Raw genomic sequence first — 18,166 nt, 5'->3', positions numbered from 1 at the left:
GACATGGGACTCATCCACTTTTTTTGCATGCTTTCAACAAAGGAGGCTTAACCGATGGAACACGCATCCGGCGGTAATATTCCCGATCTGGAGCGTCTGGAGCGGGCAGCCAAGAATACCTTCTGGGAATTTATCGGCTGTGAAACGGTAGATATCAATGAGAAGCAGGTGGTCGTCGCTTTCGACATCCTGCCGCATCACTTGAATCTGATCGGTATTCTCCACGGAGGCATGCATGCCTCCGTCATCGATTCAGCGATGGGGATTATCGTCATGCTAGCAAGGCCTGAAGCCAGCGTCGTTACGGTAGGACTGAATATGAATTATGTCGCTCCGACGACGGAGGGAAGGGTGCTGGTCACGGCTGAACTGATACACAGCTCCCGCAAGCTGATTACAGCCCAGGCCTATGCACGCAAAGAAAATGGCGATCTGCTGGCATTCGGCACGGGCACCTTCCGAGTGCTTGATAAACCGATTCCGGCACCTAAAGACAATGAATGAGTCAGATATGGTGGATTGGACGTTATCTTTTCGCTTGTTAGGTGCATATCGGAAGAGCACATAAAAATGAAGTTGTAACACGAAAAGGAGGGAATGTATGTCCATTACCAAAGAGCTCCAACAGCTCGCGGACCGGATGAACGCTAATCCGAAGGCGATCGAATCCCTGCATGCCGTTTACCAGTTTAATCTAGGCGACAGCGGCACGTATCAGGTTACCTTCGACCATGCCAAGGTGGCTGTCTCTATGGGAGCAGATAGCCAGGCCGATTGCACGTTGATCTTATCCGAGAAAAACTTCCGCAAATTGCTCGAAGACGACCTCAATACGACGATGGCCTTTATGACAGGGGCGCTTAAGGTGGAAGGCAAGATCGGTCTTGCTCTGAAGCTGCAGGAAACCTTGAAGCAATATGCCGGATAAATTCATCATGTGAAATAAGAAAAAGCCTGATTTCTCATGAAAGGTCGAGAATTCGGGCTTTTCGGTGTACTTTGTCGGATTAATGATTAATCTCATTAAATATAAACGCTATAAATATTTATTCAATAGATTTCAAAAAATATCAATAAATCTCCTTTGCCTCGGCAGGGAGGGAGCTTACATGCTTCAAATAGGCCGATACCCGCTCATCTTCCTGTCTCGGATATTCGAAACCGAAGTGGTCGGCTACGAAACGGGAGGTGCTGCGGAATAAGTCGCAGATCGTGAACAAGGCTCTCCATACTTCATCATAATTACCACCCGGAAACGTGAAAAGTAGGGCCTCCCAGCTTTGCTCCGACATGTAATTTTGGAGGTACTTGCCGTTCTTGCCCGCGCTTACCGAAAAATCAGTCTGAGTTCCAACCTGCCATTCGAGCATTTGAATCAGCATCGGTCGCATGACCTTATTCAGATGGTCCATGGCATACAGAATTTCGCTGCGCCATAATCCCTTGGCAACATAGGTGGATACCCACCAAAATTCATTGCAGCAGTCGGCATAATATGCGGCTGAAGGACGTTTCACCCAATAATCCGCATCGGAAGGAGGCGCTACCTCGGGCATCACATGATCCTTGTCGAGCAAAATAACGGTCAGTTGATCTTCTTGGCAATAGGCGTCCTTCTCGCTGATCGGAACGAGCATGAGATCGATCCGGTTGCCATCCGCAAACAGCATCAAATACGTAAAGCGGCCGCCAAGTGAAGGCGGAAAGAGGGACATGTTTTCCGGCGTCTGCATGATGATTCGTTCGCCGAACACATCCACCCAGTCGGGATCCTGCAAGAAGGAATCCATTTCCGACACCAGATACACGATGTCGTAATCCTGAAAAGGATCGATCGGCGCATTCGGGTTCGTACGCGATCCATTCATCGCCACGGCCCGTATGCGTTCATCTTGATTAGCGACATTCAAAATCAAGTCCATCATTTCTTGTTCTGTTCTCATTCATTTTCCTTTCCGGGTCAGTTGGGCCAGAACATCCCATTGTTCATCCGTCACTTGACGAAGATCGTTGAATTGTCCTGCTCCCTGGAGCCATTCCCCGCCATCGATTGTGATGACTTCACCATTGATATAGGCTGCATATTCCGAAATCAGGAAAGCCGCAAGATTGGCGAGTTCCTCCTTATCCCCGACACGCTTGAGCGGGATGCGATCCATCATTTTCTCCTCCAGATCGGGGGTAGGGGACAAGCGTGACCAAGCGCCCTCCGTTGGAAAAGGCCCCGGTGCTATGGCTACCTGACGAATGCCGTATTGCGCCCATTCGACAGCCAGCGAGCGCGTGAGGGCGAGAACGCCGGCTTTCGCGGCTGCGGAGGGCACGACATAACCGGAACCGCTCGATGCGTAGGTGGTCACGATGTTCAGCATGGTTCCCGGCCGGTTCTGCTCGATCCAGCGCTTTCCTATTTCCAGGGTTGCATAGAAGGTGCCATGCAGCACAATGTTAAGCACGGCATCAACGGCACGGGGAGATAATCTTTCGGTTGGGCTTATGAAGTTACCTGCCGCGTTGTTCACAAGGACATCTATGGTTCCGTAATGTTCATAAACGGCATCCGCGAGTTCACTGATCTGAGCGGGATCACGGACGTCGCAGCATTTATAGAATACGCTGTAACCGTTTGCATGTAGCTCTTCGCTGGTTTGCTTCAGCACGTGTTCCCGGCGTCCGGTTATCGCCAGCTTGGCCCCGAGCTTCAAAAATTTCTCCCCCATGGCGCGTCCGAGCCCGGTAGCACCCCCCGTAATCAATACGACTTTATCCTTCAGCAAATGTTCTGAAAATGGCTCCATAGCAGCTGCCTCCTTGATTCCTTGATTTGGACTGGAAATCATGACTGATAAAGCAGAATGCACCTTAAGTTAACTATACTGAAATTTAAAACCAGTGTATAGCGCAGTGCCAAATAATCGTTGAATTGAATTCTTTTCAAGCCGTACCGGGTTCAGTACAATAAATTCAAAAAGGAATAACAGGAAAGGATGGTTACGATTGTCCGGTCTTCGCAACAAATGGGGAATTCTGCAGGTCGTTAACATGGGGACGCTGATTTCTACGCTCGACGTCGGAATCGTGAACGTCTCTCTGCCGGTAATGGCGAGCCAATTTTCGGTATCGCTTGCCCAAATTCAGTGGGTGGCCACGGTGTACCTGCTGACCATGGTCATCCTGCTGCCTTTCATGGGTAAAATGTCAGACCGAATGGAACGCAGAAAGGTGTACAGCTACGGATTTTTCATATTCGGGATTGGCTCATTATGTATCGCCCTTTCCCACAGTTTCATGCTACTGCTGCTCTCGCGCTGTCTGCAGGGGATTGGAGCGACTATGATTATGGCCAATAGCCAGGCCATGGTCAGGCATGCTTTTCCGGACCATGAGCGCGGAAGGGCGCTTGGCTATAACGCCATTGTCATCTCGGTTGGGACGTTGTCGGGCCCGGCGCTCGGCGGCTTGCTGCTGGAGGTCGTTGACTGGACGTGGCTCTTCTGGATTAACGTGCCGATTTCTCTTGCGGCCTGTTGGCTCGGTTTCCGGTGGTTTCCGCGCAGCGGGCAGGCTGCAGCCAAAAGTCCTTTTGATTATCTGGGCACCATCCTGCTCGGAGCGGGCGTGTGCCTGCTGATGCTGGCTGCCGAGGCGGTTAAGGACGGATCACATTCATGGAAGGTATGGCTGGAAGGAGGAAGCGGCATTCTGCTGCTGTGCCTGCTCATCGTTCAAGCCCAAAGAATCGATTACGGCATCATTGACCGCGAGCTGTTCAGCCACCGGAAAGTATGGCTGGGGAATACCTCATCGTTAATCATCAACCTCGCACAGACGGCAACACTGATTCCGGTTACCTTCTATCTGCAGAGCGAGCTGGGATTCTCCGCTTGGTGGACGGGAGCAATGCTGATCCTGCAGCCGCTAGTCATGGGCATCGTGGCTCCGTTCGCAGGCTGGTTCAGGGACAAATACGGCGGGAATTTCCCCATCAACGCCGGGGCCGTACTATGTGCGGCATCCATGCTGTTCGTCATGTTCATGCCATCCATTTCGGCCTGGAGCATAGGCTTGCATCTCGCCGTGTTTGGTATCGGGACGGGGCTGTTCCACGCAACCAACAACGCCGAAGTCATGAGTTCTGCGCCTGCCGAGAAGAGCAGCCTGGCCGGCAGTCTGCTGGCTTTGGTTCGCTATCTCGGACAAATTATCGGTATCGGGCTTGCAACCTTGCTGGTGGGAACGATGAGCAGCCAGCCGCAAGCGGGCGAAAGCTTCGGAATGCCGCTTCGGGTGCTGTTTGGCATTTGCTGCCTGCTTTGCCTTGCGGTAGCAATATCCGGACGTTATCTTCCGAAGGAGAAGCCGCAGCGTTCAGGCATTTCAACTTCTTCCTGAAAAGGAACAGTGCCCAAGCTTGAACTTTTTGCGGGGACGGGTAATAATGAGTAGTTGATAAGATCAGCTATAAACAAATGAAGAATACATCAGAGGAGGAATAAGAATGCCAACAATCGTTGTGGAAGGCCGCGGACCGATCGAGATGGAAGAGGGAAAGAAATTGGTGCTTGCGCTTGAAGATAACGGCGTGGATATTTTGCACCGCTGCGGAGGCAACGCAAGATGCACGACTTGCCGCGTAGAGATTCTCGAAGGCGATGCAGGACCTATGGGAGCAGCGGAATCTGAAATTCTTGAGAAAAAAGGAATTACTGAACCAAACGTGCGCTTATCCTGTCAGATTCGTGTACATAGTGATCTAACGGTCAAGCCGGTCATGACCGTATCCGAGACTGGAATGGATGCGGGCAAAAGAGCAGAGGAATAATACGTTTCCATCCAAACCAAAGAGCGGCAGGCGATCTCTTAAGAAGAGAAGGCATGCCGCTTTTTATTATCGTTATTTCAGCTGCCAGAGCGCGGGAACATTCGGTGGTTCCCATCCGAGCAGCGACGTATGAGGCTGCCGGCATTCATATGTTGCTCCGTTATAAGAAACAAGGGTGCCTGTTGTGTAAGTGACGTTTGGCGCCCATGGTGCTGCTGTCGAAGCTTGAGCTGTGGTCGCAGTTACTGCGTTGCTGTTTGCGAATTCATTGCCCGCTGCATCGATGGCACGGACAGTAAACGTATAGGATGTATTGGCAGTTAAGCCCGTAGCGGTGTAATTCAGCGTCGTTCCGGCAACGGTACCTGCCAGCGCTGTTCCTTTGTATACGCGGTAGCCGGTTACGCCTACATTGTCAGTCGCTGCGTTCCATATGAGAGAAATTGATGTTGAGGTGGGCGTACCGCTGACCTGAAGCCCGGCTGGAGCAGAAGGAGCTGTTGTATCCACAGGGGGAAGGGAGGATGTGGTGAATGTGGCTGCATTGCTCGCTGCGGAAATGTTACCGGCTGCATCAACGGCCTTCACCGTAAAGGTATAAGAAGTGCTCGCTGTAAGACCTGTGACATTATAGCTGAGTGCGGAACCGCCAGTCGTTGCGACCAAGGTGGAGCCGTTGTATACCTTGTATCCAGTTACGCCAACATTGTCGCTGGAAGCGCCCCAAGAGAGCGATGCGCTGTTAGCGGAGACATTGGAAGCCACAAGACCCGATGGAGCAGAAGGAGCTGCCGTATCTGCAGGCGTACCGCTGCCGCCTCCGAAATCAACGTCAATCACATTATAGAAAGCATTGGCCGTATCCGCGATTTCCCATACCGCAAGAATGACTTGGTAGCCTGTTCTGCTAGGAACGGTGCAGGTGTCCGAATAGGTTGCAGGCGGCTGACCCGTGTAGTTCACGGAACAGAATGGAGTCAGATCGAATGAGTCGCGAGTGAGAGGTGCATTCGGATTCCAGTTTTGCTTGGTGATGTAATATTTCCAGCTTGTTGTGGAATGTCTTGCAGTCAGATTCCAAGTGAAGGTGTTGGTGCCAGGGGACATGCTGACTTTCGTCCACCGTGTGGATGACTGTTCGTCCATGGTTGGAAAAGCGCCGTTCGCGCTGGCAATTTTACCGTCCTCGGGGCCTGCGGCAGGAAATCCTTTTTTGGCTTCAAGACTTTGAGGCTCATACTGGATGTTACCGCAGTTGGTGTTGACCCCCGTCTTGCACAGATAGGCGCGGCTTCCAGGCGATTGTACATAACCGTGTGCAGAAGCGCGATCCGCGATGAGCAGCATTAGAGCCATCATAAACATAAGAATACCACCGGTAATTACCCATTTCATCAGGCGCTGATTCGGTAAACGAAGTGCTGTCATACTTTAATCTCCTCCATTTTTATAAGATGTTTACCAAGAGAGAATCGCTTCCGAAAGACCGACCGCAACACCTCCTTTGTGAACAATCTGCCCGGACTTGGAACCCAGCGGTTGAGGAATACATCTCGCAAATTCTCAAGGATGTTCATTTATATAAACTCTATGAAGAGCTTATATATTTGTTTGTAAAAGCGCTTACATTCAGAGCGGTAACAATAACTTTTCTTGCATGTTTAGGAGGATGGGGATTCGGAGAACGTTACTTAAAATAACACAGAATCATCTATAAATAGTAATAATTAGTATTGATATTATAAAAATAACGTATTCCATGGCGATCCACAATTATATTAATCAACGATTTCCTATACTTATGGATGATTTCATGAGATGAAGCGAAGAAGTTTATGGAAGCAGTCGATTTCGACTTCTAAAAAAACGTTTTTAAAACTTGTTTAATCAGTCCTGAAAAAATGAAATAGGTAGTTTGGCACAAAGTATACATAAAAATAATTATGTAAATAAAAAACACCAATAGACGCATCGATAAAGCTAAAAAATAACCCAGGGTGCTTTGGATAGTAAATTGTAAAAACATCCAAAATTATTGAAAGATTTTTGACGTGAAGTCTCATTAGCGGCAATAGAAATCAGATATAATCCATCTTTTTTGCCTCTAATATAAATTGAACATCTGTTTAACAATATTTTCTAAGTGCAGCTCATTCATGAGTTTAAACTTCACAGAGGGGGTTAAATATCATTTGAATCCAATACAACTTAGGAGGTAACGAACATGACTCAAAAAATAGTTGGTGTTTTTGCTTCAGAACAAGATGCGACGGATGCGATTCAAAACTTAAAGGACATTGGTTATCGTGCAGACGATATATCGGTTATCGGAAAAAATAAGGCTGACATGAATGCTATACATGATGAAACCGGAACGAAAGCACCTGAAGGCGTAGCGGCTGGTGCTGCTACCGGAGGGGTACTTGGAGGCGTCGCCGGACTGCTGGCAGGCTTGGGTGCGCTGGCGATTCCGGGCATCGGCCCGATCGTAGCGGCTGGTCCTATTGCTGCGACCCTTACAGGAGCTGCAGTGGGAGCGGGTACCGGCGGTCTTGTCGGCGGACTTGTTGGTCTCGGAATTCCGGAGGATCAGGCCAAAGAATACGACTCTGACGTGAAGAGCGGACGCATCCTCGTTATGGTGGACGCGGATGATACGCAGGAAAATCGCGTGTATACCATTTTCCGGAATCACAATTCCCTGAACGCCAAATATTACAACGATACGAACGTCGATGCCGATTCTCAATTGAAGCGCGACTCCATCGACATGGAAAAAACGACAGATACGAGAGAGCCTGCTTTCTACCAGGAAATCGCTACGATGGATCGCCCGGTGGATACATTGAACAATGAGACGGATCAAGAGCGTACGATGCGACTTCGTGAGGAGCAGCTGGACATTTCGAAAAGACAGCAAACGACCGGTGAAGTGAATCTCCGCAAGGAAGTGGTCGAGCATGAACAGACCATTAATGTTCCGGTAAACCGTGAAGAAGTGGTGATCGAGAAAAAAGCCGTTCAGGATCAGTCGACAGGCGAACCCATCGGCCACGATGAAACCATCCGCATTCCCGTGAAGGAAGAGCAGGTGGAAGTCAACAAACGTCCTGTGGTGACTGGTGAAGTGGAAATTCATAAGCGTCAGGTTCAAGATACCGAAGAAGTTCGTGATACCCTGAAAAAGGAAGAGGCTCATCTGGAGCAAACCGGAAATGCCACCATTAAGGGTGACAAGAACCTATAAATAGATTGTCTGATACAGGATCAAGAATAAGCATAAATGAACGGACAGCTTCGGCTGTCCGTTTTGCTGTATATAATCCCATGCATTAAGCTAGATGTACATAATAGTAATAAAATACAGAGCTGGAAAGTTATCAAAGCATTTGTGGGACCTCAGAAGATTTTAAGGAGATGATCGAAGTTGAGGAGATACATTCACTATCTGCTTTTTCTTTTGATGCTGATGGTTGCTCTAATACTGATATCGTGCAACAGTTCTATGTCATTGGACGATTATCCAGCCAGTTATAAATGGAATGATGCTATTTATTTGATAGAAAGTTCATCAATCGACCCATCCCAAGCGGGAGAAGAGGTTGGAATCATAACGGATCAGATTGCAGGAATGCCTGAAGAAAATGGAGAATCGAATCGTGCCAACAAGGACAGTAAAATTTATAAATTAAAGATGAATGAAACTCTTGATAAGCTCGTCATTCAAATGGATGGAAAGTATCACTTGTCAGAGAAAATGAATGAGGAATAATATATCGCCAGACCACGCTTTTTAACTCTAACTGCCAGATAAGGAAACATCCCATATGACTCGTTTGACCAGATCATCACGCAGGGGCCTTGCGATCAATCGCAGACCCTTTTTTGTGCTATGGATGATCATTTGTTTGCGATAAGGTAAAAATACGACCTTAAAGGTAAAAAAAGAGGTATTTAATGATCGTATAAAGTAGCTTATATTACGTTTTGAAAGCGCTTTTTTAAAATTTGAAAAGAAAGGAGATCCTGTTATATTCGAAAGCTTTATGGCCCAATAAATTATGTAGAGGAGTCCTGCCCCCAATGAAATCTGGTCATATATTGCGTATCGTGTTAGGTGTCAGTCTGTTGGCAAGCAGTATTGTCGGTTTGGCACAAACAGCCAAAGCATCTCTCTCGGATGGTCTGGTGCTGGATTACACGCTGAACCGTTCTTTTAACGGGACGAGCGAATTTGTTGATAAAACCGCTGATCTGGGCACGGTTTCCGGCTTAAGCCAAGGTTCGGTAGCCGTTAAATTCAAAACGACCAGCACGGCGCAGGCCAAAACCTTCCTAAGCGCTTCCGATACATCGGATCCGTCCAGCAATATTTCGTTTACGATGAATAACGGGACAGTGTACTTCGAGAACAGGGAAAATAATGCGTATGCAACCCGCATCAGTGCCGCAGGTACCTATAACGACGGGAACTGGCATACGGCAGTTCTCAATGTGAGTAGTACAGGGACCAAAATTTATGTTGACGGGTATGAGAAGGTGTCATCGCCATCGACCGCTTTTTTCACGAATGTAACGAATCTCAAAGGGATGTGGGTCGGCAAAAACGTCGATAACGGCGGCAGTCAGTGGTTCTATAAAGGTGAGCTGGATTTCGTAAAGCTGTATTCGAGTCCGCTCACGGATGCTCAAATCAAGCAAATCAGCAGCATGTTTCAAGATACCGTATTATTTGATATCGCCGATGGAAAAGGCTACGCCCAGTACCGGATTCCCAGCATCGCGGTCATGGCCGACGGCACGGTTCTGACCGTTGTTGAGGGCCGTTCCGGCGGCGATCAAACGCCAACAGATCTTGTGCTCAGACGCAGTACGGACGGCGGCAAGACCTTCTCGGACAACGTGATTCTGGCGCCGGGCAAGTCACAGGGCTTTGCGGAAATGAATCCGATGCTGCTCGCGGAGAATACCGGAAGTACTGTCCATCTGCTGTGGAGCCGCTGGAAGTGGGGCAACTGTCAGTTCTTCATCCGTACCAGCCATGATAACGGCATCACATGGGATGCGGCAAGGGACATTACCAGCGTGCTGAACGCATACAAGGATCCTGCCAACCCGAATTACTTTGCCAATTTGTCCGGAGCCGGCATGGGACCTGGACACGGCATTCAGCTGAAGGACGGAACGCTGATGGTGCCGATCTATTTTACGACACCGAACTGGACGAACAGCACCGTAGCTACGATTTACAGCAATGACGGCGGTCTGACGTGGCAGGCGGGTACCAAAGTGCCGAACCCGTCCGGGTTCACGAAAATCCACGAAAACATGATGGTCCAGCTCTCGGATGGCAGCCTGATGGCAAATATGCGAAATCCGGGAAGTGATTACCGCGCGGTATCGACTTCGAGCGGCGTTACCGGGACTTGGAGTACGCCTCATTCCGACCAGGTTCTGGTCGACCCGGTGTGCCAGGCCAGCATCCAGCGCTACGATGACTCGACGATATTGTTCACGAACGCAGCTGATCCTACCTACCGTAATCATATGACGATCCGTATGAGCAACGACGATGGCGCTACCTGGTACAAATCCAAGGAAATTTATGCAGGTTCCAATGGTTACTCGGATATCGGTGTAAGCTCGAATAAAACCATTTATGTATTCTATGAAAAACCGGCATCCCAAAAAATCTCTCTTGCCATCTTTAATAAAGCTTGGGTAGAGGCTCCATAAGCATCAGTCCAAAAGCCGCTTTGCAAAAAATGCAGGGCGGCTTTTGCTGCCTATCCAGCGCTCAAAAAACGCCAAATGACGACATGCGGCGGCAGAAACTTGTCCATCCGCTTGTTTCGAGCTATAATATACCAGTGTATTTATAAGACCGAGGTATCGAATCAATAGCGAAAGAGAGCGGAAAATATGGGTCGTAAATGGAATAATATCAAGGAAAAGAAAGCTTCGAAAGATGCAAATACAAGTCGCATATATGCCAAATTTGGCCGCGAAATCTATGTGGTTGCCAAGCAAGGCGAGCCTGATCCGGAATCCAACCGTGCACTGAAGGTGGTTCTGGAACGCGCCAAAACCTACAATGTGCCGAAAGCGATTATCGACCGCGCATTGGAAAAAGCGAGAGGCAACTCCGATGAAGTGTACGACGAGCTTCGTTACGAAGGCTTCGGGCCAAACGGCTCGATGGTCATCGTCGATGCGCTGACGAACAACGTGAACCGGACGGCTTCCGAAGTACGTTCCACGTTCAGCAAAAATGGAGGTAACCTGGGAGTCAGCGGCTCCGTCGCTTACATGTTCGACCAAACGGCGGTCATCGGCATCGAAGGCAAAACGGCCGACGAAGTGCTTGAGCTGATGATGGAAGCGGACGTTGACGTGCGTGACATCGTGGAAGAGGACGAGGCCGTGATCGTTTATGCCGAGCCGGACCAATTTCAGGCGGTTCAGGATGCCTTCAAAGCAGCAGGCGTAACCGAATTTACCGTTGCGGAGCTGACGATGCTTGCGCAAAATTATGTTACGATTCCTGAGGATGCCCAGGCACAGTTCGAGAAACTGATTGATACGCTGGAAGACTTGGAAGACGTTCAGCAAGTGTATCATAACGTCGAATTCGAAGAGTAGTTGATTTCGTTTGTTAATAAGAAGGTCAAGGAAAGCCGCATTTGCGGCTTTCTTTTTTTGTCTGTTCACCAATTCACATGTCAGATTTATACAAAATATGATATGATCATGCGGAGAATAGTTTTTGGCGCCAAACAAACCAAAAGAGAGAGGAGAGGGTAAGCCATGGCGAAGCTGAAGGACATTGCCGAGCGGGTTGGCGTATCCATATCGACCGTTTCCCGCGCAATCAGCAATGACATGAACCGGCCGGTGAACGAAGAGACCAAGCGGAAAATAAGGGATGCGGCACGAGAGCTCGGGTACCGGATTCAGGAGGAGTCTCATCCAAGTTCTCCCGTCAGCGGTACTCCTAAACATATCGCTATTGTTGTTCCGCAGCAGTTGATCGAGAACCACCCGTATTTTACCGAAGTATTGGCCGGGTTTCATGACCGGATGGACGAGCTGGGTCACCCTCCTGCAATCGTACGTACGTCGGATGAAGTCAGTGATGCCGATCGGATCAAGAACCTTATCAGGGAGACCGGGGTTAAGGGCATCGTGGTCATCAGCTGGTACGATCCGGAGCTAATCGAGCTGCTTGAGAAAGAGAAAATTGCGGTTCTGGGTGTCAGCCTGAACGATGACCGGCTTACCGTACCTGTGGTGGACTGCGATCGGATCTTCTCCGCCAGGGCCGCTGTTCGTCATTTGATTGAACGGGGGCACCGCCGGATTGGTTTTATCGGGGGACCAGCCTATTCGAGAAAAATGGACAACGATGAACGCTTTGTCGGATATAAATTCGCCATGCTGGAAGCGGATCTGCCTCTGCCGGATGAGTGGATTATCAACACCGGCTGGAATGTCAACCTCAGCTATAGCAGGCTTACCGAACTTCTCGGCAATCGTCCCAAGGAAGAGTGGCCAACGGCCATTCTGTGTGCAAGCGACATGCTGGCGATTCCCGCCATGCGAGCGGTCGTCGAACAGAAAGCCCGTATTCCACAGGATATTGCGTTTGTCGGAATGGATGATATTTCGTTTGCACAGTACACGAATCCCCCATTAACTTCCGTCCATGTTCCCAAATACGAAATCGGCAAAGTGGCCGCACAATTCATGATAGATTATCTGAATGGAGACTATCCTGCGCTCCCCAAAATTCTGCTTCCTTATGAATTGATCATCCGGGAATCGTCGGATTATGAGCGTCCGGAAAAAAGGCAGCCCCTCTGAAGACGGGAAATCCAGTGCGATGATTATGTAATGTTTACTCACACATCTCTTTAATATAGCTACTTTATAATGCCTGGCAGCCAATTTGGTGTCAGGTTTTTTTGCTGTAATTTCATCTGGTTTATAGAGTTGGATACCAAACTATGCCAAAAATAATGTTTGACAATCCAAATTATTCTATATTATGATGATAAAAATTCATTACTTGGCGCTAAATCCAAATTTTTTGGCGCTGGATTTCTGAATTGTCCTCTATTTTAGTTCACTAAATGATTGCGCTTACACAGTTGATCATATTGAATATGTAATTAGACGAACTCTATCTGCAGCCTATCATCCCAATACATTTTCTTCCTCAATGTAAGTCTATCACTTCAACCCTATCCAAATATTATTCCAAAAATAACGGCGATATTCGCCAAAAGAATGATTTTTGTATTTCGATTTGTTTGTTAATTATCTTTACATAAATTTGGTTACGAACTTTGGCCATATCATCCTTTATTCCGTGAAGGGAGTGATCCGTTAAAGAACGAGAGCGACGATATTCACTGATCTGCATGATTGACGATGCTCACATGCTCTGCTCGAAACAAGGAGGGGATCCTGGTGTCCAATATCAAGGTTTCAGCGCTAGCCCGAACGGCTCCGGAAGCCAAACTAGACTCCAGAAAATTGAAATGGAGCCGCATTACGCGCAACTGGCAGCTGTATCTGCTCATTTTTCCGGTTGTCGCTTACTATGTTCTTTTCCATTATGTGCCCATGTACGGGATTCAGATTGCTTTTAAGGATTTCATCGCTACCAAAGGCATAAACGGCAGCCCATGGGTAGGTACAGAGCATTTCGAACGTTTCTTTCACAGCTATTTTTTCTGGAGGCTGATCAAAAATACGTTGGGACTCGGTCTATACAGCCTGGCATTAGGCTTTCCGATTCCAATTATCCTGGCACTGCTCATGAATGAAGCCAAATCGGCCAAGTTCAAAAAATTCGTGCAAACCGTTACGTACGCGCCGCATTTTCTATCCACGGTCGTCGTGGTCGGCATGATGATGATATTTTTGTCGCCTCGTTACGGTATCGCGAATCACCTTATTACGATGTTCGGCGGCCATCCGATCAATTTCATGGCGGAGCCGGCGTGGTTCAAATCGTTGTATGTTTTCTCTGACGTATGGCAGACGATGGGCTGGAGCTCGATTATTTATCTGGCGGCGCTTGCGGGCATTGACCATCAGCAGCATGAGGCAGCAAGAGTGGACGGAGCGGGCAGAATTCGTCGGATTTGGCATATCAACCTGCCGGGCATTCGGCCGACCATCATCATCCTGCTTATTCTGAATATCGGCAGCATCATGGGCATCGGCTTCGAGAAGGTGCTCCTGATGCAGAACAACCTGAACATGGAAACCTCGGATATCATCGCGACATACGTCTACCGGGCAGGGATTCAGGGAGCCGAATACAGCTTCTCCGCAGCCATCGGATTATTCAATTCGGTCATTAACTTCATTCTCTTGATCACCGTGAACTGGGTCTCGAAACGCATGAGTGAAACGAGTCTATGGTAAGGAGGAAGCCTTATGCTATTGGAATCCCGTGGAGACCGCGTATTCAATGTCATGATCTATGTTGTGCTAAGTGTGATTACCCTTATTGTGCTGTACCCGCTCGTGTTCGTACTCAGCGCCTCCTTTAGCGATCCGCAGACCGTGCTGCGCGGCGAGATGCTGCTGTGGCCCAAGGGCGTGAACCTGAACTCCTATGCAAAAATATTTCAGAATCATGACATCCTGACAGGTTACTCCAACACGCTGCTCTACACGTCCATCGGTACGCTGATCAATCTGGTGATGACGATCCTGGGCGCTTACCCGCTGTCTCGAAAAGATTTCGTGGGTCGCAACGCCATTATGGCGATATTCGTCTTCACGATGTTCTTCGGAGGCGGACTGATTCCGACCTATTTGCTGATCAAGGACCTCGGCATGCTGAACAACTTTTGGGTCATGATCATTCCTAACGCGGTATCGATCTACAACATCATAATCATGCGGACGTTTTTCCAGCAGTCCATTCCCTATGAGCTGCAGGAGGCGGCTACGATCGACGGATGCACCAACATCCAGATTTTAAGCCGCATTATTTTGCCGCTGTCGATGCCGATTATCGCGGTTATGATTCTCTTTTATGCCGTGAGTCACTGGAACGCCTTCTTCAATGCCCTTCTGTATCTGTCTGATAAAAACAAATTCCCGCTCCAACTGATTCTGCGAGAAATCCTTATTCAGGGGCAGACGAGCGATATGGTCAAAATGTCGACCGAATCGGCAATCAAGCAGCAGCGCGAGGTGGAGGGAATCAAATACGCCGTGCTGGTCGTGGCCAATATTCCGGTGCTCATCCTGTACCCGTTCCTGCAGCGGTATTTCGTGAAAGGCGTCATGATTGGAGCCATCAAAGGGTAGACCTTGAATGGATAAATGAGGATTTACAAAAGGGAGGAATGAAAATGATGAACAGCAAAAGGGGAAAGATGCTGCTGTCCTGCCTCGTTTCGGTTTCCATTCTGGCGGGATGCAGCTCCGGTAAGTCGGCAGACTCGGGAGACGGCAAGGCCAAAGCGGCCGATGAGGCGCAGATCAACGAAACCGGGTTTCCGATCGTAAACGAGAAAATGACGGTGAATGCCTTTGCTGCCAAGTTTTTCGCGAATGCGGATTGGAACAACATCCGGATTTGGAACGACTACGAGAAAAAGACCAATATTCACGTCCAGTGGGATACGGTACAGACGGATGCCTTGAAGGAAAAACGCAATTTGCTGCTCGCTGGCAACGATTATCCGGAGCTGTTTTATGCATCTGCCTTCTCCAGATCCGATTTGCTCAAGTACGGCAAACAGGGTGCTTTCATTCCTCTGAACGATTTGATTGACAAGTATGCTCCCAACTTCAAGGCTCTTATGGAAAAGTATCCGATCATCGCCAAAGGCATCACGATGCCGGACGGCAACATTTACGGCCTGCCGACGATCTATGATCCTGAGTTTAAATCGGTTCTGTACGGTACGCCATGGGTGAAGCAGGAATGGCTGGATAAGCTGGGGCTCAAGCAGCCGGAAACGCTGGATGATTTTTATAACCTGCTGAAGGCTTTCAAGAACAATGACCCGAACGGCAATGGCCAAAAGGATGAAATTGGCTGGGGCGGGATTGGAACAGCCGGCATCGTCAATTATCTTCGAGGTTCATTCGGGCTGAACACACATGGCACGTCGAACGTCAATGTGGATACGGACCCGGAAACCGGCAAGGTGCGCTTCATTCCCGCTGATCCCCGATACAAGGAACTACTTCAATTCGTCAACAAGCTGTACAAAGATGGTCTGCTGGAGCAGGATATTGTATCGGTGAAAAGCACCGAGGTGGATGCCAAGGGCATGGAGGGTCTGCTCGGCATCTCGGATAGCGTGGATCCGGTCGCGATTTATAATCAAAAGGGCTACGTGGGGCTGAATGTACTCAAAGGACCGCACGGCGATCAGAGCTACAATGCCTTCGGCTCCCCGCTCGGCAACATCGGCATGTTCGTGCTGACGGACAAGGCGAAAAATCCGGAGGCGATGATGCGCTGGATGGACTACTTCTACAGCGACGAAGGCATCAAGCTGTTCTTCATGGGCTGGAAGGACGAGACCTATGTGGAAGATGCGGACGGCAATGTGGACTATGTCGAGGAGATCAAAAACAACCCGAACGGCCTCACGCTCGACCAGGCGGTTGGACAGTATCTGGTATGGCTGGGCGGATACTATCCGGGCTTCGTGAAACAAAAATACTTCAAAGGCGCGGAAGGCATGCCGACTTCGGTCGAAAATGCGAAAAAGGCCGAGCCCTATGCCTTGAAGCAGGAAGACATCTGGCCGCCGTTCAACTTCACGCAGGATGAGCAAAGCGAATTGACTACAATCCAGACGGACATCGATGCCTATGTACTTGAAATGAAGGATAAATTCATCACCGGCAACGAATCGTTTGATAATTGGGACAAATATGTGGCTGCTTTACAAAAAATGGGTATGGACCGCTATGTCGCGATTTATGAGTCTGCAGCGGAGCGCTATACCAAGGCAGATTGATCAGAACACCTACAGAGAGGCAGGAAATAACGATGAAACCTATGACAGCCGTATTAGTCGGAGCGGGAGCCAGGGGCGCGAAAGGCTATGCCCGCTACGCGCTGGATTACCCGCATGAATTGACGTTCGTTGCCGTCGCGGAAGCTGATCCGATCCGCCGGGAACGATTCGCCGCAGACCACGGCATTCCGCCCGAACGATGCTTCACATCCTGGGAGCAGCTGCTTCAGGAGCCGCGGCTTGCCGAGATTGCGATGATTTGCACGCAGGATCAAATGCATTATGAGCCTACGATGCAGGCCTTGAAGCAGAATTACCATGTGATGCTGGAAAAGCCGATGTCGCCGTCTCCTGCAGAATGCATCGATATGGAACGCATGGCACGGGAACAAAACCGTTTGCTCACCATCTGTCATGTGCTCCGGTACACGCCGTTTTGGAGCAAGATCAAGCAGGTCATACAGGAAGGACGCATTGGCGAAGTCGTGTCCATCCAATTAAACGAGAATGTGGGTTACTGGCATATCGCTCACAGCTTCGTGCGCGGAAACTGGAACAATTCGAACACGTCGAGTCCGATGATTCTGGCCAAATCCTGTCATGACATGGATGTGCTCTCTTGGCTCATGGACCGTCCGTGCCTCCGGGTCAGCTCATTCGGATCGCTGAAATACTTCCGTGAAGAATATGCGCCGGAAGGGTCCGGCGACCGCTGCCTCGACTGCGCCGTCGAGCCGACATGCGCCTATTCCGCTCCCCGGTTCTATCTTAGCGATCAGTACAAGGGCTGGGCAGGCCATTTTACACCGGAACTGACGAGGCAAAATATCATTCAAGGCTTGCAGGATACGGACTATGGACGCTGCGTATTCCGAAGCGACAACAATGTCGTGGACCATCAGGTCGTGAATATGGAATTCGAAGGCGGGGCGACAGCCATGTTCAGCATGTGCGGCTTTACCTATGAGCAGGAACGGAGAATTCAGATCATGGGTACGCAGGGCGAACTGCGCGGGGAAGAGGACAAGATTACGTTGTATGATTTTTTGACGCATCAAAAAACGACAATCGATATACCCGTTCAGACCAGCGGACACGGCGGCGGGGACAGCGGCATCGTCCGTGATTTCCTGAACCAGGTTCGCGGCTATAGCGGCCAGGAGAGCATGACTTCGGCATCCGCTTCCGTACGCAGCCACATGATCGCTTTTGCAGCTGAAACCTCTCGGCTGAGCGGCGGGCAGGCGATTGAATTGAACGATTATATGCGGCAGTTGGCGCCTGCGGGAGCTGTTCCATCTGAATCGTAACTTAAGTCCTGAGCAATGCTAAAAGA

16 protein-coding genes are annotated in these 18,166 nt (G+C 49.3%); 13 read left to right on the top strand and 3 right to left on the bottom strand.

The genetic code is table 11. The annotated features are described in order from the left end of the window. Nucleotides 1–54 precede the first annotated feature (54 nt). Entirely contained in the window at nucleotides 55–504 is a 450-nt protein-coding gene (locus ACTHPM_RS06150) for a PaaI family thioesterase (protein ID WP_440394314.1), read from the top strand. Between the two features lie 97 nt (nucleotides 505–601). Further along, nucleotides 602–928 carry an SCP2 sterol-binding domain-containing protein gene (locus tag ACTHPM_RS06145; RefSeq protein WP_440394313.1) on the top strand — a complete coding sequence of 109 codons (327 nt, stop codon included), beginning with the start codon at nucleotides 602–604 and terminating at the stop codon, nucleotides 926–928. A 142-nt stretch (nucleotides 929–1,070) separates the two neighbouring features. On the opposite strand, the gene ACTHPM_RS06140 is transcribed toward ACTHPM_RS06145, so the two are convergent. After that, entirely contained in the window at nucleotides 1,071–1,943 is an 873-nt protein-coding gene (locus ACTHPM_RS06140; RefSeq protein ID WP_440394312.1) for an aminoglycoside 6-adenylyltransferase, read from the bottom strand. Further along, the gene (locus ACTHPM_RS06135; protein ID WP_440394311.1) at nucleotides 1,944–2,798 is read right to left on the bottom strand and encodes an SDR family oxidoreductase; all 855 of its coding nucleotides are present in this window, start codon (nucleotides 2,796–2,798) and stop codon (nucleotides 1,944–1,946) included. 199 nt (nucleotides 2,799–2,997) lie between these two features. Between ACTHPM_RS06135 and ACTHPM_RS06130 the strand changes: the two genes are divergently transcribed. Both ACTHPM_RS06130 and ACTHPM_RS06125 read left to right on the top strand, forming a co-directional pair. Further along, nucleotides 2,998–4,392: an MFS transporter gene (locus ACTHPM_RS06130; protein WP_440394310.1), complete on the top strand. Its 1,395-nt coding sequence runs from the start codon at nucleotides 2,998–3,000 to the stop codon at nucleotides 4,390–4,392. A gap of 106 nt (nucleotides 4,393–4,498) precedes the next feature. Next, nucleotides 4,499–4,822, top strand: a complete 324-nt coding sequence (locus ACTHPM_RS06125) for a 2Fe-2S iron-sulfur cluster-binding protein (RefSeq protein WP_440394309.1) — start codon at nucleotides 4,499–4,501, stop codon at nucleotides 4,820–4,822. 72 nt (nucleotides 4,823–4,894) lie between these two features. On the opposite strand, the gene ACTHPM_RS06120 is transcribed toward ACTHPM_RS06125, so the two are convergent. Further along, nucleotides 4,895–6,250 carry a lytic polysaccharide monooxygenase gene (locus tag ACTHPM_RS06120; protein ID WP_440394308.1) on the bottom strand — a complete coding sequence of 452 codons (1,356 nt, stop codon included), beginning with the start codon at nucleotides 6,248–6,250 and terminating at the stop codon, nucleotides 4,895–4,897. 796 nt (nucleotides 6,251–7,046) lie between these two features. On the opposite strand from ACTHPM_RS06120, the gene ACTHPM_RS06115 reads away from it, so the two are divergent. The 9 genes from ACTHPM_RS06115 to ACTHPM_RS06075 all read left to right on the top strand — a co-directional run bounded on the left by ACTHPM_RS06115 (nucleotide 7,047) and on the right by ACTHPM_RS06075 (nucleotide 18,140). Then, a complete protein-coding gene (locus ACTHPM_RS06115) occupies nucleotides 7,047–8,069 on the top strand; it encodes a YsnF/AvaK domain-containing protein (RefSeq protein WP_440394307.1) in 1,023 nt (340 codons plus the stop codon). Nucleotides 8,070–8,285: 216 nt separating this feature from the next. After that, on the top strand, nucleotides 8,286–8,594 hold the full coding sequence (locus ACTHPM_RS06110; protein ID WP_440421473.1) for a hypothetical protein: 309 nt from the start codon (nucleotides 8,286–8,288) through the stop codon (nucleotides 8,592–8,594). Between the two features lie 311 nt (nucleotides 8,595–8,905). Next, nucleotides 8,906–10,558: an exo-alpha-sialidase gene (locus ACTHPM_RS06105; RefSeq protein WP_440394305.1), complete on the top strand. Its 1,653-nt coding sequence runs from the start codon at nucleotides 8,906–8,908 to the stop codon at nucleotides 10,556–10,558. Nucleotides 10,559–10,744: 186 nt separating this feature from the next. Beyond that, a complete protein-coding gene (locus tag ACTHPM_RS06100) occupies nucleotides 10,745–11,464 on the top strand; it encodes a YebC/PmpR family DNA-binding transcriptional regulator (RefSeq protein ID WP_440394304.1) in 720 nt (239 codons plus the stop codon). A 165-nt stretch (nucleotides 11,465–11,629) separates the two neighbouring features. Next, on the top strand, nucleotides 11,630–12,685 hold the full coding sequence (locus tag ACTHPM_RS06095) for a LacI family DNA-binding transcriptional regulator (protein ID WP_440394303.1): 1,056 nt from the start codon (nucleotides 11,630–11,632) through the stop codon (nucleotides 12,683–12,685). Between the two features lie 609 nt (nucleotides 12,686–13,294). Continuing rightward, a complete protein-coding gene (locus ACTHPM_RS06090; protein ID WP_440394302.1) occupies nucleotides 13,295–14,260 on the top strand; it encodes an ABC transporter permease in 966 nt (321 codons plus the stop codon). Between the two features lie 12 nt (nucleotides 14,261–14,272). Next, nucleotides 14,273–15,157, top strand: a complete 885-nt coding sequence (locus ACTHPM_RS06085) for a carbohydrate ABC transporter permease (protein WP_440394301.1) — start codon at nucleotides 14,273–14,275, stop codon at nucleotides 15,155–15,157. A 47-nt stretch (nucleotides 15,158–15,204) separates the two neighbouring features. Next, entirely contained in the window at nucleotides 15,205–16,830 is a 1,626-nt protein-coding gene (locus ACTHPM_RS06080) for an extracellular solute-binding protein (RefSeq protein WP_440394300.1), read from the top strand. Nucleotides 16,831–16,862: 32 nt separating this feature from the next. Continuing rightward, nucleotides 16,863–18,140: a Gfo/Idh/MocA family protein gene (locus ACTHPM_RS06075; RefSeq protein ID WP_440394299.1), complete on the top strand. Its 1,278-nt coding sequence runs from the start codon at nucleotides 16,863–16,865 to the stop codon at nucleotides 18,138–18,140. The last annotated feature ends 26 nt before the right edge of the window (nucleotides 18,141–18,166 follow it).

The organism is Paenibacillus sp. SAFN-054, assembly GCF_051966755.1.
Classification (GTDB): Bacteria; Bacillota; Bacilli; order Paenibacillales; family Paenibacillaceae; genus Paenibacillus_AQ.
This window is presented reverse-complemented; position numbering and strand designations above follow the sequence as displayed.

Bases quoted from the DNA above. Each gene is read 5' to 3' on its own strand.
- ACTHPM_RS06105 (WP_440394305.1), top strand. From the start codon at position 8,906: ATGAAATCTGGTCATATATTGCGTATCGTGTTAGGTGTCAGTCTGTTG.
- ACTHPM_RS06095 (WP_440394303.1), top strand. From the start codon at position 11,630: ATGGCGAAGCTGAAGGACATTGCCGAGCGGGTTGGCGTATCCATATCG.
- ACTHPM_RS06080 (WP_440394300.1), top strand. From the start codon at position 15,205: ATGAACAGCAAAAGGGGAAAGATGCTGCTGTCCTGCCTCGTTTCGGTT.
- ACTHPM_RS06140 (WP_440394312.1), bottom strand. From the start codon at position 1,943: ATGAGAACAGAACAAGAAATGATGGACTTGATTTTGAATGTCGCTAAT.
- ACTHPM_RS06085 (WP_440394301.1), top strand. From the start codon at position 14,273: ATGCTATTGGAATCCCGTGGAGACCGCGTATTCAATGTCATGATCTAT.
- ACTHPM_RS06135 (WP_440394311.1), bottom strand. From the start codon at position 2,798: ATGGAGCCATTTTCAGAACATTTGCTGAAGGATAAAGTCGTATTGATT.
- ACTHPM_RS06110 (WP_440421473.1), top strand. From the start codon at position 8,286: ATGCTGATGGTTGCTCTAATACTGATATCGTGCAACAGTTCTATGTCA.
- ACTHPM_RS06150 (WP_440394314.1), top strand. From the start codon at position 55: ATGGAACACGCATCCGGCGGTAATATTCCCGATCTGGAGCGTCTGGAG.
- ACTHPM_RS06100 (WP_440394304.1), top strand. From the start codon at position 10,745: ATGGGTCGTAAATGGAATAATATCAAGGAAAAGAAAGCTTCGAAAGAT.
- ACTHPM_RS06145 (WP_440394313.1), top strand. From the start codon at position 602: ATGTCCATTACCAAAGAGCTCCAACAGCTCGCGGACCGGATGAACGCT.
- ACTHPM_RS06120 (WP_440394308.1), bottom strand. From the start codon at position 6,250: ATGACAGCACTTCGTTTACCGAATCAGCGCCTGATGAAATGGGTAATT.
- ACTHPM_RS06125 (WP_440394309.1), top strand. From the start codon at position 4,499: ATGCCAACAATCGTTGTGGAAGGCCGCGGACCGATCGAGATGGAAGAG.
- ACTHPM_RS06115 (WP_440394307.1), top strand. From the start codon at position 7,047: ATGACTCAAAAAATAGTTGGTGTTTTTGCTTCAGAACAAGATGCGACG.
- ACTHPM_RS06075 (WP_440394299.1), top strand. From the start codon at position 16,863: ATGAAACCTATGACAGCCGTATTAGTCGGAGCGGGAGCCAGGGGCGCG.